The organism is Acinetobacter sp. 3657, from assembly GCF_031456775.1.
In the GTDB taxonomy this organism is placed as follows: Bacteria; Pseudomonadota; Gammaproteobacteria; order Pseudomonadales; family Moraxellaceae; genus Acinetobacter.
On the sequence record NZ_JAVDVH010000013.1, the window covers coordinates 15,376 to 30,801 of the forward strand.

Below are 15,426 nucleotides of genomic sequence, written 5' to 3' on the forward strand. Positions count from 1 at the left end.
ATGGAAATGAATACAATAATAGGCATTGTTATCGCCGTTGTGATTATGCTCGTTGGCCTAACCATGATTTTAAGAAAACCTAAACCAGTTGAGCCTTCATTAGAAACTGATTTGCATATTAACCCTGAAAGTAATCAGCCTGTCATTCCACGTCATGTGCGTGATCAATTACAACACGATCAGGTGAAGATTGAGACAGACCGCGTTGAACCAAGTTTAAAGGTTGAATCGACTGAGCAGGCACCGCAAGTTGCTATACCTATTGCAGCGGCTGAAGTTGAAGAAAAAACCACTGTAGTTACTGAAGCAGTAGAGGTTGAGCCAGTGGTACAGGTTGATGTTGATCCCATCCGTGAGCTTGAAACACCTGAGCCGCAATTAGAAAAAATTGTAGAAGTAGAGCCAGTCGCATCAGCAGAAACCGAGGCCATGGAAAAGGATGGGGAAACCAAGCCTGAATCAGAACTGAGCTTAAATCCAAATATCGAGACTGTAGAAATCGCTGACTTTGAAGGCGAGAGTAATATTTTGGATGTACATCTGCATGAGCAGCAACGTTATGATGATGAAAGCGCATTAGCAACGGCTGAACAGATTATCGCCCTTAATGTCTATCCAAACCCACGCCGTGCGTTATCCGGTGATAAGGCATTAAAAGTTTTACTTAAATATGGTCTACGTTTTGGTGAGATGTCATGTTTCCATCGTTATGAAAATACCGATGAACCAAGTGCATTGATGTTCTCTGTATTACGTATTACGGATCATGGTCCTGCTGGTTTTGATTTGGAAACCTTGTCGACTGAACAAGTGCAAGGTTTGGCATTTTTCTTGGCATTGCCAAATAGCAAGGCAGTCACTGGTTATGACATGATGACCAGTATTGCGGGCTTAATTGCACGTGAAGTGGATGGCAAAGTCTATGACGAAAATAATCTGGAGTTCACGCCGCAGCTGAAAGAACATTGGCGTCATCATGTGATTGATTATCGTCCAAATCAAGCAACAACATGATTAATCTTTTATAATAAATTCAGTGAAATGTTTTATAGGGCGGTTTTTCCGCCCTTTTATATGGTGAAAAACAAATGGAACAAAATTCAGTGATTGAGCAAATGCGTCAATTGATTCAACTCATTGCAAAACACAATCATGCGTACTATGTCATGGATCAGCCATCCATTTCAGATAGTGAATATGACCATTTATTTCATCAACTTAAAGCTTTAGAGCAACAACACCCTGAGCTTGTTCAGGCAGATACACCAACCAATAAAGTCGGTGGGCAAGCACTCTCTAAATTTGAAAGCGTCACGCATAAGGTGCCGATGCTGTCTTTGGGCAATGTCTTTAATCAAGAAGATTTGTTTGCTTTTGCCCGCCGTATTGATGAGCGTTTACCAAATCAAAAAGTCCAATATGACGTAGAATTAAAACTGGATGGTTTGGCGATTTCATTGTGGTATGAACAGGGTGTACTGGTTCGAGGCGTGACCCGTGGCGATGGGGAGACGGGTGAAGATATCACTCAAAATGTTAAAACTATTCGTAATTTACCAAAAGTATTATCCAGTCAATATCAAGCGATTCCGCAATTTTTAGAAGTGCGTGGCGAAGTGTTGATGCCAAAGCAAGGCTTTGAAAAGCTCAATGCAGACCAAGAAGCCAAAGGTCATAAAACCTTTGCCAATCCGCGTAATGCCGCCGCAGGAAGCCTAAGACAGCTAGATCCAAATATCGCTGCATCGCGTCCATTGGCGTTCTATGCCTATGGAATCGCGCAATGCGAGCCACATCATAACTTGCCGACCATGCATGATAGTTTACATTGGTTGACTAAATTTGGATTTGAAATCGCAGAGCGACAATTTCTCTGTGCTTCGATTGATGAAGTACAGCAACGCTATGAACAGATTCAGCAAGAGCGCCCAGATTTAAAAGTTGAAATTGATGGCATGGTGGTGAAGGTTGATAGCCTTAAACAGCAGCAGCAACTTGGGTTTCTCAGTCGCGAACCACGTTGGGCCACGGCTTATAAATTTCCGGCACAAGCTGCACTTACTAAAGTTGAAAATATTGATTGGCAAGTCGGGCGTACTGGCACATTGACTCCTGTTGCAAGACTTAGCCCCGTGAATGTTGGTGGCGTGATGGTATCCAACGTGACCTTGCATAATATTGGTGAAATCCATCGTTTGGATGTGCGCATTGGAGATACGGTCAGCGTATATCGCAGTGGTGATGTGATTCCTAAAGTAGAGAAAGTCTGGGCTGAATTTCGACCTGCCGATGCAGAAATCGTACATCTCCCTACGAATTGTCCAGTGTGTGATTCACCAGTGGTCATGCCAGAAGGCGAAGCTTTAGCACGTTGTTCTGGTGGTTTGTATTGTGCTGCGCAACGTATTGAAGCGATCCGTCATTTTGTATCTCGTAAAGCCTTAGATATCGAAGGCTTGGGTGATCGATGGGTGGAGTCACTTTTACACCTTGATTTGTTGAAAGACGTTGCTGATATTTATCACCTGCATGAACATCGGACGACGCTACTGACCATTGAAAAAATGGGCGAGAAGTCTGTCCAGAATCTGATTGATGCGATTGAAGCCAGTAAGAAAACCACCTTAGCGCGTTTTATTTATGCATTGGGAATTCGTGGTGTCGGTGAAACGACAGCACGGATGCTTGCCAATACGTTTCAAACACTTGAAGCTTTAAAACAAGCCGATGTTGAAGCACTAAAGAAAACACCTGATGTTGGTGATATCACTGCAGAGTGGATTGCAGACTTTTTCCAAGCGACGCACAACCTAGAAGTTTTAGACCGTTTATTGGCTGCGGGGATTCACTGGGATGCACCAACAGCACCAACACGCCAACCGTTAAATGGAGAAAGTTGGGTGGTGACTGGTACGCTAGAAACGATGGGGCGTGATGAAGCAACTCAAAAGCTTCAAGCCTTGGGTGCTCGTGTGAGTGGCAGTGTGTCGAGTAAAACCAAATGTGTGGTTGCTGGCGAAAAAGCAGGTAGTAAGTTAGAGAAAGCACAGAAATTGGGTATTAGCATTTTGAATGAACAAGAATTTTTGGAATTCTTGGTGCAGTACGAAGCTTGATGAAAATATATGGTGTGAACTTCTCTATGAGTTTTTACATGAGAAGTTCACAAATTTCATATTTGCGTTTATCCGTTAAGCCATGAGACAGAATACCTTCGATTGTAAAAACAATAATTTGAGTAGTGGCATCTATTTTTGATGCAGATACTCCCATTTTTTGGAGTTCAATAGACAATAAACCCTCTATAATTTGATGAAAACTTTCATGCAATGCTCTAATTTCTTCAGAGTAATCCAACCGGTTATGTACAGTCGTAATCAAGTGTTTGACACTTTCGAGTTGCTGAATGACCCATAATAATCGTTGGGTATGATTGGTAAAAGATTGGTTATGATACTCATTCAAACGAGCGATAAATTCTAAACTTAGAACTTGCGTCAATACTTCATCTTTATCTTTAAAATACCAATAAATCGTATTTGGGGTGATTTTTGCAGTTGTTGCTAATTTTGACATAGATGTTGCATCGTAACCCACTTCAAGAAATAACATCCGTGCAGCGGCAATAATTTCTGCTTTCTTTTCATCTGTGTTTTGAATAATACGTTTATTGCGCGCCATTGTTTAAACTCAAAATATTTAACAGCTTATTTTACAGTGGTTCGACTATTTTTAAAAATCTACAGATCATTATAATTTTATCTTGAATAGTGTTTAAGATTTTTGTATATTTCTTGACCGTCATTTAAGATTGGTCGCGGAGTAAGGTTATGGGGACATTTCAACATGTGCTTGAACAAAGTGTAGAGGTAAGCTTTTATTCACCTAATGGGAATAAATGTGCTGCAAAAATATATTATCCAGATGAAGGGGCTTTACGAAAATATCCAGTCATTTTGATGTTGAATGGTTGGGGCGGAACACAAGATTTATTGACCTTGCCTTTTGTTGAAGCATTTATGCAAATAGGTTATGCCGTAATGACTTTTGATTACTCGACTTGGGGGAGAAGTCAAGGTATACCGCGAAATCAAATTTCACCGTGGCTACGTGTTCGTGAAGCTGAGCAGGCGATTCAATATTTACAGCGTTTAGAAGAGATTGATGCGAATAAAATAGTGATTTGGGGGACTTCTTTTGGTGGTGGGCATGTAATTGATCTCGCAGCAAAATACCCTAATCTGTTGGGGGCGATTGCCCATGTCCCGATGCTAGATGGGGTAAGAGCCGTTCTCGCCAATTCCGTTAAAGATATGTTGAAAATTGGCTTAAAAGTGATTCAAGACTATTTGCCATCTCAGTCACGGACTTATATTCCTGTGATCGCACCTACACATCAATTTGCAACCATGAATCGAGATCAAGCTTATGATTTTTTGGTGAAAAATTATAATGAATTAGGGACGTCTATTGATGATTATGATAATCGTGTAACCGCACGTTCAGTGATTACAATTGGCATGTATCGGCCGATTCGCCACTTAAAAACAATTCAAATACCGACTTTATTAATTGGGGCTATTCGAGATTCTGTAGCACCTTTTGATCTTGAGAAAATCAAAAAAATAAATAATCCACATATTGAATACCAGTTATTAGATGCAAATCATTTTGAGCCATATTTTGAACCGAGCTTTCAACAAAATATTCAGTATCAACTTGAGTTTTTAAAAAAACTAATCTGCGATTAAATAACCTAATAAAAGATGTGAAAGCCGCTTTTAAAAAGCGGCTTTTTGATAAGTTAAATATATTTTCGCACTACACCATCATCTAGTAGTTGTTGAAAGTGTTCAACAACACTTGATTCGATGTCTCGGTACTGAATCCCAAGTTCTTGTTGGCTCTTTTGTGCATTAAAATAAATTGGATAGCCCATATTTAGTTCAACAAATGATCTGGAAAACCCAGCCAATGGTCCAAATAATTTAAACGCTGTTTTAGGCAATTGATTTCGCGGGAAAGGAAATTTATTGCCAAAACTCTGACGTAAGATTTTCCCCATTTCCAATAAACTTAAAGTGCCGCCGCTAATAATATAACGTCCTTTCGCATTAGTATTGATCGCTGCTTGAATGTGCGCATCTGCGACATCACGAACATCAACGATTCCATTCCACATCGGTGGTACACCGAGCAAGGTCATACCATTGGCAAATTGCTGTAAGACTTCGACACTGCCTGATTGAGTATTTGCGGTTAATGAAGGACCCATGACCAGCGCTGGATTAATACAGACCAAATCCCAGCGATTTTGCTGTTCAGCCATTTCCCAAGCTTTACGTTCTGCTGCGACTTTTGAATAAGGATAAGGTTGGTGGGTTTCATTACTGGTATTGTTCCAGTGACTTTCATCAAACTCATTATTTGATGTATTTAGAATTTCGACAGCATCGCCATAGGTTGATGCAATGCTTGAGGTGAGAACCACACGTTTTACCGATTCAGTACGGTTTACGCTGTCCAATACGTTTTCTGTTCCAATCACGGCAGGTTCAATAATATCTTTGACCGCATCTTTGTAGTTGGTGACAACAAAAGGAGAGGCAGTATGAATCACGACTTCACAGCCTTTCATTGATTCATCAAAAGCACCTGATTCGAGTAGGTCTGCTTTAAAAAAGTGGATTTGTCCAGATGACTGCTCAGCGAGATCATAAAGATGTTGAATTTTATTCTTCTTTGACGGGTCTCGAACGGTTGCATGAACGGTATATCCTTGATTTAGGAGACGCTCAATAATCCAACCCGCAATATAACCTGTCGCCCCAGTGACTAAGATTGGTTTACTTTTATTCATTTTGTATATCCACATCGTGTTTTTGTAAATGATTCTATTTAACCAGTTTTATGTGAACATACAACTATTGAATGATTTTTTTTTAGCTATTTTGATCAAATCATGAATTGAATAAGAAGCATTGCCAATCGTTACAAAAAAACAAAATATAGCGTTTTGAGTGAAATCATGGTGATACAAAAGGGTTCATCCACTGCAAAGGCTTATTTTATTTCAATAAATTGGGTTAATTAGAACTGTAAATGCGTATGTTTCTCATTTTAATTTTATAAAAATCATAAACTTACACACAATTTTTTTTGCAATTATAGGTTAAGTTGCTCATAATAAATGTATTCGAAAGGAGTAAGTATTATGCGTGGCAATCCAGAAGTCATCGACTATTTAAATATGCTCATTGGCGGTGAATTGGCTGCTCGTGATCAATATTTAATTCATTCAAGAATGTATGAAGATTGGGGTTTGAGTAAGATTTATGAACGCATTGATCATGAAATGCAGGAAGAAGCTTCTCATGCTGATGCAATCATTCGTCGAGTTTTGTTTTTGGAAGCAAAACCGAATATGAATCGCGAAGACATCAATGTGGGTACAGATGTTGTGAGCTGTTTAAAAGCAGATTTAGCGCTTGAATATCATGTTCGTGAGAAACTTGCGGTTGGTATTAAGCTATGTGAAGAAAAAGGCGATTATATTAGCCGTGATATGTTGCGCCAGCAGCTTTCTGATACTGAAGAAGATCATACCTATTGGTTAGAAAAGCAATTACGTTTAATTGAATTGATTGGTTTGCAGAACTATATTCAATCGCAAATGTAAGATTTATAGATCAAAAAACTCAGCTTAATCGCTGAGTTTTTTTTGTGATTTATTTCTTTTGAGCAGTGTTTAAATCTTTCAATACTTGATCCGCATGGGTCTGTGTATTCACACTGGTATAGTGATACAGAATCGCACCTTGTGGATCGATGAGAAAACTTTCTCGTTTCGCGATTTTGGTTATGCCTAAATTTCTGACGATGCCAAATTTACTGGCAAGCGTGCCTTTTTCATCCGCCAAAATTGGGAAGGGCAAGCCTAACTTTTCAGAGAACTTTTGATGCGAAGCAACGTCATCTAAACTCACGCCCAATACAACCGCATTCGACTTTAAAAATTGTGGATAGAGTGATTTAAATTGGTTGGCTTCTTCAGTACAGCCTGCGGTGTTATCTTTAGGGTAGAAATAGAGTACCACCCATTTGCCTTTATATTGGCTTAAGGTATGCCATTTGCCATTTTGATCTTGTAGTTTGAAATCAGGGGCAGATTGTCCGACCCATTCTTTTTGGGCGGTATTTTGCTTAGAAAATAAGGTATTTTGTGCACTACTTAAACTTGGCGCACTAAGTAAAATAAGAGAACTACATAGAATAAGAACTTTGGATTTTATCGTAGCCATTATCTTGATCTCAAAGTGTGGTAGACGCTTACTTTAGCAAATTTAAAAATTTGATGTATGAGTAAATTCTTTACAGGGCTTTTGATTGTTTTATATAGTTGAATTTAAATGAAGTATAACTAAAAGGAAAATAGAGTGGATGTCGGTGCAGTGTTAATTAAATTGAAGCAAGACACGCTAGCAAATGTTGATGCTTGGAAAATAGAAATTGAACAACGAAAAGATGAAGCCATTCAAACACTCCAAGCCGAAGGTGTGAAAATAGAATCTTGGTTCCATCTTGAACTTGATGGAAATAATTATCTACTTGCTTATATGCGTGCAAATGATATTGCACATGCTCAACAAGTTGCACGCAACAGCCCTTTCGAAATTGATAAAGTTCATAAACAGTTTAAACAAAATTGGGAACGTGTCATTCCTGCGACGTTATTGGTTGATTTGGAAAATAATGATTAGAAAAAACAGGTTATAATTTTGAAAGTTTGCATAATTGGGTCATAAGGTGAAGCACAAGATTTTACTCATCACAGGATGGGGCGGTGGCATTGAATTATTAAAACCTTTACATGATGCTTTTGCGCAACAAGGATATGAGGTTGAGCGAATCAATATTTTTAATGCTTTTGATGACGATGTTTTAGAACAGCATGTTGAACTTGCACGAAAATATGATGTGATTGTGGGATGGTCTTTAGGCGGTGAACTTGCAACATTATTGGTCAATTTGATCCAGCAGCAATATACAGAGCAAAAGGTTTTAATTACGCTAGCTTCAAATCCGTGTTTTGTCGCCCAAGAAAATTGGATGACGGCGATGCCCGTCGAGACTTTTATGCAGTTTAAGCAGTCATTTGAGCAAGATGCGATTACCACCTTAAAACGGTTCGGACTACTGGTGTGTCAAGGTGCAAGTTCTGCGAAAAAAGATTTTTTGGCAATGCAAAAATTGATTCAGCCACAACCGATTGCATTACTTAAGCATGGGTTACAATTGTTGGAGCAGTTAAATCTGGTCAATATCTATAAAAATTATCAAGGTGCTCAGTTGCACGTGTTTGCAGAGTCTGATGCCTTAGTTCCTTACCAAGTTGTACAGAATGTGCGTAATTTGGCTGCAAAGAATCAATCTGTTGTTTCGGTTGGTGGTGCATCACATGGTTTCCCATGTTTTATGGTTGATGAAACTGTGCAAATAATTGAGGATTTTCTTCAGCAGACGGTTTAATCTTGTTGAGAAATGAAATTTCTCGCAATGTATTTTAGATTTTGACAGGTTTAATATGTTAATAAGTTTAGCTCTAAATATTTAACCAGAAACTTGATACGCGGAAACGTCATCCACAACCTGCGCGGTATCAATAAAATGTGATTTCTGCGATTAAATTAAAAATATGGTGAAAGTGAACAGGTTTTGTGGATGACAAATGGTTTTGCCTACTTTTCCCGAAAGAAAAGTAGGTCGAGCCGAAGGCTTATACTGGAAATGAATGAGCACTCGGCAAGACCCCGATATAACTAAGATTTAATTTAACGAATGAGGAATAGGGGATGACCGATTTATTTGATTTAGAACATATATGGCATCCTTATACTTCGATGTTAAATCCACTACCAACGTTCAAAGTCAAACGTGCTTATGGGGCGACTATTGAGTTGGATGATGGTCGCACTTTGATTGATGGTATGTCTTCGTGGTGGTGTGCGATTCATGGTTATAACCACCCTGAACTCAACCAAGCCGTTACTGATCAATTGCAGAACATGGCGCATATTATGTTTGGCGGTTTTACCCATGAACCAGCGATTGAGTTAGGCAAATTACTTTTAAACATTACCCCGCCGAGCTTAGATAAAATCTTCTATGCAGATTCAGGTTCGGTGTCCGTTGAAGTGGCTTTGAAAATGGCAGTGCAATACTGGGCTGCATTGAATCAACCTGAGAAAACCAATTTTATTACCACGCGTTCTGGCTATCATGGTGATACTTGGAATGCGATGTCAGTCTGTGATCCTGTCACGGGGATGCATCAGATATTTGGTACCAGTTTACCAAATCGAATTTTTGTGCCTGCACCGCAAAGCCGATTCGATGGTGAGTGGAATCCACAAGATATTCAAGAACTCAAACAGCAAATTGAACAACATCATCACAGTATAGCTGCCCTGATTATTGAACCGATTGTGCAGGGTGCAGGGGGGATGCGGTTTTACCATCCTGAATATTTGCGCCAAGCTAAGACGTTGTGTGAGAAGTACAATTTATTGTTGATCTTTGATGAAATCGCTACAGGTTTTGGTCGTACGGGCAAAATGTTTGCTTGGGAACATGCGCAAGTTGAACCCGATATCATGTGTATTGGCAAAGGTTTAACGGGTGGCTACATGACTTTATCTGCGACCCTAACCACCAAAGAGGTGGCTGAAACCATTAGTCGTGGTGAGGCTGGCGTGTTTATGCATGGCCCAACTTTTATGGCGAATCCTTTGGCTTGTGCAGTTGCACTTAAAAGTACACAACTATTAGTTTCTCAAGATTGGCAAAGTAATATCCAGCGCATCGAAAATATTTTAAATCAGCAACTCAATGCGTTAGCTCAGCTTGATCATGTCTCAGATGTACGTGTTTTAGGCGCGATTGGTGTGGTTGAATTGACCTCTAACGTTGATATGAAAACCTTACAGCAGCAATTTGTTGAGCGTGGCATTTGGGTGCGACCTTTTGGAAAATTGGTCTATGTGATGCCACCGTATGTCATCACTGATGATGAGCTGCATTATTTATTAGCGCAGTTGAGTGAAGTAGTTAAAAATATGCAAGGAGAAAATGCTAATGTCCTTGCTTGATCATTATGCCGAGCAGCTTGACCAGCTCAAACAGCAAGGCAATTTTCGTCAATTTACCTCGAATCAACAGCAAGGCAGATGGATTACGATCCAAGATCGAACCATGCTGAATCTAGCCTCCAATGACTATTTGGGTTTGGCAGCTGATTTAGATTTAAGAGAGGAATTTCTCGATACTTTGCAAATAGAACGGGCATTGTTTAGTTCCTCATCTTCAAGACTTCTGACAGGTAATTTTGAAGAATATGAACAATTTGAAAATAGTCTAAGCAAAGCATTTGGTCGTGCTGCATTGTTATTTAATAGTGGCTACCACATGAATATCGGCATTTTACCTGCTTTATGTGATAGCAAAACTGTGATTTTGGCGGATAAATTGGTTCATGCCAGTATGATTGATGGTATTAGACTATCCACTACGCAACATGTACGTTATCGGCATAATGATTTGCAGCATTTGGAACAGTTATTGCAAAAGTATCATCAAGATGAACGGATTGAACGCGTTATCGTGGTGACTGAAAGTATTTTTAGCATGGATGGTGATGAAACCGATTTAGCTGCATTGGCTCAGTTAAAACAACGTTTCCATAAAACCATGCTATATGTTGATGAAGCTCATGCCATAGGTGTGAGAGGTCAGCAAGGACTAGGTTGTGCTGAGCAATATGGGGTGCTTGATCAGATTGATTTCCTCGTTGGGACTTTCGGTAAAGCTATTGCTTCAATAGGCGGTTATATTATTTGTGATCCAATTATCCGTGATTATCTCATCAATAAAATGCGTCCGCTGATTTTTAGTACTGCATTACCCCCGATTTCGATGGCGTGGTCAGATTTTATGTTTAACAAAGTTTTGAGCATGCAGCAACAACGTCAACACTTGGCTGAAATCAGTCAGTATCTACAGACGGCGGTGATTACGAAAGGTTTTTCAAGTCCATCAAGTAGTCATATCATTCCGATTATTGTCGGCGAAAGTCAGGCAGCGATTGAAAAGGCGAAATATGTACAGCAACAAGGCTTTTATGCCATGCCAGTCCGTCCGCCGACTGTGCCGCAGAATAGTTCGCGCTTACGCATTTCATTGACTTCTCTGGTGCAAAAAACTGAATTGGAACAATTGGTGGAGTGTTTGTGAGTTTAAATAAAACACTGGTCGCGCAGCGCTTTGCCAAAGCTGGGCAAAGTTATGTTGAACATGCTGTGGTACAGAAGCAGATTAGTGAACAGCTATTTGAATATCTCAAAAAGCATTGTCCCGAATCTTTAGCCTCAGTACTTGAGATTGGTTGTGGTTCTGGTAATTTAACCGATTTATTCCAATCCTATTTTCAGGTTGAGCAACTGTTTTTAAATGATTTATATGAAGACGTGCAGCAGCATTTTGCTGATGTGGAATCCCCTCTAAATCTCCCCTTTACAAATGGGAGGCCTGAAGTTAATTGGTTGATTGGCGATATTGAACAACTTGCTTTACCAACATCATTAGATGCCGTTATTTCCAGTTCTGCTTTGCAATGGATGGTTGATCTTCCTGCATTATTGAAACGGATTCATACCGCATTAAAACCAAATGCATATTTCGGTTTTTCTACATTTGGGGCAAAGAACTTAATTGAGATCAAGCAACTGACTGGACAAGGTTTGAATTATTATTCTTTAGAGACCTTACAACAACAATTAGAAGAAAATGGTTTTGAGATTTTATTGATACAGCAAGAGCAAAAGCATCTGTATTTTGATCAGCCTAAAACAGTTTTGCAGCATCTAAAAGCGACAGGCGTGACTGCGACAGCAAAATCGCATCGCTGGACCAAACAATCCTTACAACAGTTTTATTCCGATTATCAACAATTTCATGATGAGCATGGTTTTCGTCTGACTTACCATCCTATGTATGTGATTGCGCGGAGAACAGCATGAGTGCAGCAATTTATTTTGTCAGCGGTATTGATACTGAGATTGGTAAAACCTATGCCACAGGTTATCTCGCCAAACTTTGGACAGAACAAGGACAGCGAGTCATTACTCAAAAGCTAGTGCAAACGGGCAATGTGGATGTGTCCGAGGATATCGAAAAACATCGTGAAATTATGGGGACTGGGTGGTTTCAAGAAGACCATGAAAAATTGACCATGCCTGAGATTTTTACTTATCCAGCATCACCGCATTTAGCCACGCGTTTGGATGGGCGTGAGTTAGATTTCGCCAAGATTGAAGCTGCAACTAAAGAACTTACTCAGCGTTTTGATGTGGTGTTATTGGAGGGTGCTGGTGGTTTAATGGTGCCTTTAACCACAGAGTTATTGACCATTGATTATATTGTGCAGCATCAATTTCCTGTGATTTTGGTGACTTCTGGGCGTTTAGGCAGTATTAATCATACTTTATTAAGCTTGGAAGCATTAAAACAGCGTGGTTTGAGTTTGCATGCTTTGGTGTATAACTTAAAAGATGAATCGAAAGATCCATTGATTTCTAAAGATACGGCGGATTATTTAAAGGCTTATTTAGCAAAGCATTTTCCTAATGCTCAATGGATTGAATTGGAGAAATTCGACGAAAACACAAAATAAAAAAAGCTAACAAGCGAACTTGTTAGCGGAGGAGGAACTTAGAATTGTGAAGCCTAATTTATAGTGTTTATTTTTCTAGTTATTACTCACGATCCCAATTTTAGTGACTTCACTTTGCTGGGCTAATGCCATGACCATCGCAATATTTTTATATTCTGCTTGAGGATCAGGTTTAAATTTAATCTGATCCTGATCTGCTTTTTGAGCAACAGATCCAAACAAAAGTTTCAATGCTTGGCGATCAGCAACCGTTTGATCATTCCAAAAAATCTGACCTTGTGCATCAACTCTAAGATTGATGGTTTCAGGTGGTTTTTGATCTGTTGGCGGTGGAGGCGTACCATTTGGTAAATTAATATTAATGGCGTTGTTTGGGATCGGAATCGTGATGATGAACATGATCAATAACACCAGCATGACATCAATCAATGGTGTCATGTTGACGTCAAGCATGACATCATCTTCACTACTTTTTGGACCAACATTCATACCCATGACTAACTCCTTATCGTCTGATTAAGGTGAACTAGGCGGAGTCGTGACAAATGCAATTTTGCCAATACCCGCTTGTTGGGTGGTACTAATCACCTGATCAATCGCTTCATAATGCGTGAGTTGATCGCCACGGATATGAACCTCGGGTTGAGGGCGCTTTTGCGCCTCAACTTGTAAACGTGCAAGTAATGTTTCTTTATCTGCAACGTTTTGTTCATTCCAAAAAATATCGCCAGTTTTATTGACTGAAAGTTGGATATTTTGAGGTGTGGTGGCATAAGGCGTATTTTTTTCTTCAGGAAGTTTCACAGGCACTGTGTGTGTGACAACTGGAACAGTGATTAAAAAGATAATCAGCAGAACCAGCATGATATCAACCAACGGTGTTGTGTTAATCGTACCAATGACATCATCGTCATCTTGGCCAGAATTCATCATCATGCCCATTATCGTATTCCTTATTTAGAATCACGGTTTGGGTGATTACCATTGAGTTCACCGCTCAATAAAACAGCATGTAAGTCCGAACCAAACGAACGCACATTGTCCATCACTGCTTTATTACGACGAGTCAGCCAGTTGTAACCGAGTACCGCAGGAACTGCGACAGCAAGACCAATTGCGGTCATGATCAAGGCTTCACCAACAGGACCTGCGACTTTATCAATAGAGGCTTGCCCTGAGATGCCGATGGCTGTCAGGGCGTGATAGATTCCCCAAACTGTTCCAAATAAACCAACGAAAGGCGCTGTAGAACCAACCGTTGCCAGAAATGCCAAACCATTACCTAAATGGCTTTGTACTTTTTCAATTGCACGTTGGATCGAAATCGTCACCCAAGTGTTGAAATCAATTCTTTCTAATAAAGAGCCATCGTGGTGTTTGGTTGAGTGGATTCCTTTTTCAGCGATATATCGATAACTACTGCTTGGATTTAAACTTTCTTTGGCACTATTGAGCGTATCTGCTTCCCAAAAATTACGTTCAGCTTCTATACCGTGGCGTTTAACTTTACTTTGTTGGAATACTTTAGAAAAAATGATGTACCACGTACCAATCGACATCAATACCAAAATAAACAGTGTTGTTTTGGCAATAACATCGCCTTCACGCCAAAGTGCTTCTAAACCATAAGGGTTATAAGCTTCTTGTTCAGTTGCTGGAAGTGGAGGAGGTGTTGCTGTCGTTTGCGCGGTTTCATCCGCCACGACTGTGGTTACAGGCGTTGTTTGGGCGGTTTCTTCAGCCCACACTGTACTGATTGGGAGTAAAGTGCTGGTTGAAATTAAACCAATAGCTGCGAATCGAGCGATATGTTTTGCTGTTTTATTCATTTTAAATTCTCCAAAAAATTTGTTTAATTCATTCATTGATTTAAGTAATCATGAATGTGTATTCGATTTCATACCAGTCTTGTTGAGGAACACCATCTTTCATGGCAGGTGTAAATGAACATAAGCTGTATGCTCTAGTGGCAGCTCGATCTAGCGCTTTAACACCACTCGATTTATTAACTTTGGCATCGATGACTTTTCCAGAACCATCGACAAGTAAACGCATCCGTACCGTACCTTCTTCGCCAGCCATTTCTTGTTCACGTGGATAGTCTGGTTTTTTACAACCTACGCTACCTTCGGATACCCCACGTGAAATCCCAGCGGGTTTGGGTGCAGGAGCAGGTGCGGCGATTGGTGCTGCAACAGGACTCGGACTGGGTGCTGCGACAACAGGCGTAGCTGTAGGAGTCGCAACTGCATTTTGTACAGGTGGCGTAGGCGTTGGTTTGGCAACAGGTGTTACTTTTTCCACTTGTTTTGGTGGATCAGGCATTTTTGCCACTTTCTCTACCATTTTTGGTGGTTCAGGTGGTTTTTCCTCTGGTTTTGGTGGAGGTGGTGGAGGGGGCGGTTCAATATCTTGAATAATCTGTAGTTCGACAGGTTTCTCGACAGGCTTGATCGTTGCAGTCGTTAAACTTGTTACTAAAATATAGGCGATCACGAGATGTAGAAATAAAACCACACCAAGACCGATGAAACGTTTGGCAGATTGATTTTCATTCTCAGCAAAGGGTATGCCCATAATTGCTCCTGAAATTGTAATCATCTATTCACTGAAAAATAGAAAATGAACGTTTTTAAACGAGACGATCGGTTTATAAAAACTATTCTTATTCTGTTATGAATGAGAGGATTGCGGTGAGC

The 15,426-nt window shown here is 40.0% G+C and carries 17 protein-coding genes; 10 read left to right on the plus strand and 7 right to left on the minus strand.

What is annotated here, in order from left to right; genetic code table 11:
• Together J2Y37_RS12930 and ligA are read left to right on the plus strand one after the other, a co-directional pair.
• On the plus strand, window positions 1-1,014 hold the full coding sequence (locus tag J2Y37_RS12930) for a cell division protein ZipA C-terminal FtsZ-binding domain-containing protein (RefSeq protein ID WP_349033076.1): 1,014 nt from the start codon (window positions 1-3) through the stop codon (window positions 1,012-1,014).
• A 74-nt stretch (window positions 1,015-1,088) separates the two neighbouring features.
• Complete coding sequence (ligA, locus tag J2Y37_RS12935) at window positions 1,089-3,116, plus strand: NAD-dependent DNA ligase LigA (RefSeq protein WP_349033077.1); 2,028 nt, start codon at window positions 1,089-1,091, stop codon at window positions 3,114-3,116.
• A gap of 34 nt (window positions 3,117-3,150) precedes the next feature.
• On the opposite strand, the gene J2Y37_RS12940 is transcribed toward ligA, so the two are convergent.
• Window positions 3,151-3,681, minus strand: coding sequence for a helix-turn-helix domain-containing protein (locus J2Y37_RS12940; protein ID WP_349033078.1), 531 nt, complete (start codon window positions 3,679-3,681; stop codon window positions 3,151-3,153).
• A 149-nt stretch (window positions 3,682-3,830) separates the two neighbouring features.
• Here J2Y37_RS12940 and J2Y37_RS12945 point away from each other — a divergent pair, with 149 nt between their 5' ends.
• A complete protein-coding gene (locus tag J2Y37_RS12945; protein WP_349033079.1) occupies window positions 3,831-4,751 on the plus strand; it encodes an alpha/beta hydrolase in 921 nt (306 codons plus the stop codon).
• Between the two features lie 53 nt (window positions 4,752-4,804).
• On the opposite strand, the gene J2Y37_RS12950 is transcribed toward J2Y37_RS12945, so the two are convergent.
• Window positions 4,805-5,860, minus strand: coding sequence for an aldehyde reductase (locus tag J2Y37_RS12950; RefSeq protein WP_349033080.1), 1,056 nt, complete (start codon window positions 5,858-5,860; stop codon window positions 4,805-4,807).
• Between the two features lie 354 nt (window positions 5,861-6,214).
• Here J2Y37_RS12950 and bfr point away from each other — a divergent pair, with 354 nt between their 5' ends.
• Entirely contained in the window at window positions 6,215-6,679 is a 465-nt protein-coding gene (gene bfr / locus J2Y37_RS12955; protein WP_004669950.1) for a bacterioferritin, read from the plus strand.
• 49 nt (window positions 6,680-6,728) lie between these two features.
• On the opposite strand, the gene J2Y37_RS12960 is transcribed toward bfr, so the two are convergent.
• A complete protein-coding gene (locus J2Y37_RS12960; RefSeq protein WP_121930148.1) occupies window positions 6,729-7,301 on the minus strand; it encodes a peroxiredoxin in 573 nt (190 codons plus the stop codon).
• Between the two features lie 135 nt (window positions 7,302-7,436).
• On the opposite strand from J2Y37_RS12960, the gene J2Y37_RS12965 reads away from it, so the two are divergent.
• From J2Y37_RS12965 to bioD, 6 genes are all read left to right on the plus strand, one after another.
• On the plus strand, window positions 7,437-7,760 hold the full coding sequence (locus J2Y37_RS12965; RefSeq protein ID WP_241322876.1) for a DUF6176 family protein: 324 nt from the start codon (window positions 7,437-7,439) through the stop codon (window positions 7,758-7,760).
• A 46-nt stretch (window positions 7,761-7,806) separates the two neighbouring features.
• The gene (locus tag J2Y37_RS12970) at window positions 7,807-8,529 is read left to right on the plus strand and encodes a hypothetical protein (protein WP_349033081.1); all 723 of its coding nucleotides are present in this window, start codon (window positions 7,807-7,809) and stop codon (window positions 8,527-8,529) included.
• A gap of 323 nt (window positions 8,530-8,852) precedes the next feature.
• Complete coding sequence (gene bioA, locus J2Y37_RS12975) at window positions 8,853-10,148, plus strand: adenosylmethionine--8-amino-7-oxononanoate transaminase (protein ID WP_349033082.1); 1,296 nt, start codon at window positions 8,853-8,855, stop codon at window positions 10,146-10,148.
• A complete protein-coding gene (locus J2Y37_RS12980) occupies window positions 10,135-11,289 on the plus strand; it encodes an 8-amino-7-oxononanoate synthase (protein ID WP_349033083.1) in 1,155 nt (384 codons plus the stop codon). The genes bioA and J2Y37_RS12980 overlap by 14 nt, the downstream gene beginning before the upstream one ends.
• On the plus strand, window positions 11,286-12,074 hold the full coding sequence (bioC, locus tag J2Y37_RS12985) for a malonyl-ACP O-methyltransferase BioC (RefSeq protein ID WP_349033084.1): 789 nt from the start codon (window positions 11,286-11,288) through the stop codon (window positions 12,072-12,074). The genes J2Y37_RS12980 and bioC overlap by 4 nt, the downstream gene beginning before the upstream one ends.
• Window positions 12,071-12,727, plus strand: coding sequence for a dethiobiotin synthase (gene bioD, locus J2Y37_RS12990; RefSeq protein ID WP_349033085.1), 657 nt, complete (start codon window positions 12,071-12,073; stop codon window positions 12,725-12,727). Before bioC ends, bioD begins: the two co-directional genes overlap by 4 nt.
• Before the next feature lie 75 nt (window positions 12,728-12,802).
• On the opposite strand, the gene J2Y37_RS12995 is transcribed toward bioD, so the two are convergent.
• The 4 genes from J2Y37_RS12995 to J2Y37_RS13010 are packed head-to-tail and all read right to left on the minus strand — an operon-like array spanning window position 12,803 to window position 15,304.
• The gene (locus J2Y37_RS12995; protein ID WP_349033086.1) at window positions 12,803-13,222 is read right to left on the minus strand and encodes a biopolymer transporter ExbD; all 420 of its coding nucleotides are present in this window, start codon (window positions 13,220-13,222) and stop codon (window positions 12,803-12,805) included.
• 21 nt (window positions 13,223-13,243) lie between these two features.
• The gene (locus J2Y37_RS13000; RefSeq protein ID WP_004669976.1) at window positions 13,244-13,669 is read right to left on the minus strand and encodes a biopolymer transporter ExbD; all 426 of its coding nucleotides are present in this window, start codon (window positions 13,667-13,669) and stop codon (window positions 13,244-13,246) included.
• A gap of 11 nt (window positions 13,670-13,680) precedes the next feature.
• The gene (locus J2Y37_RS13005; protein ID WP_349033087.1) at window positions 13,681-14,556 is read right to left on the minus strand and encodes a MotA/TolQ/ExbB proton channel family protein; all 876 of its coding nucleotides are present in this window, start codon (window positions 14,554-14,556) and stop codon (window positions 13,681-13,683) included.
• Between the two features lie 40 nt (window positions 14,557-14,596).
• A complete protein-coding gene (locus J2Y37_RS13010) occupies window positions 14,597-15,304 on the minus strand; it encodes a TonB family protein (protein WP_349033088.1) in 708 nt (235 codons plus the stop codon).
• Window positions 15,305-15,426: the final 122 nt, after the last annotated feature.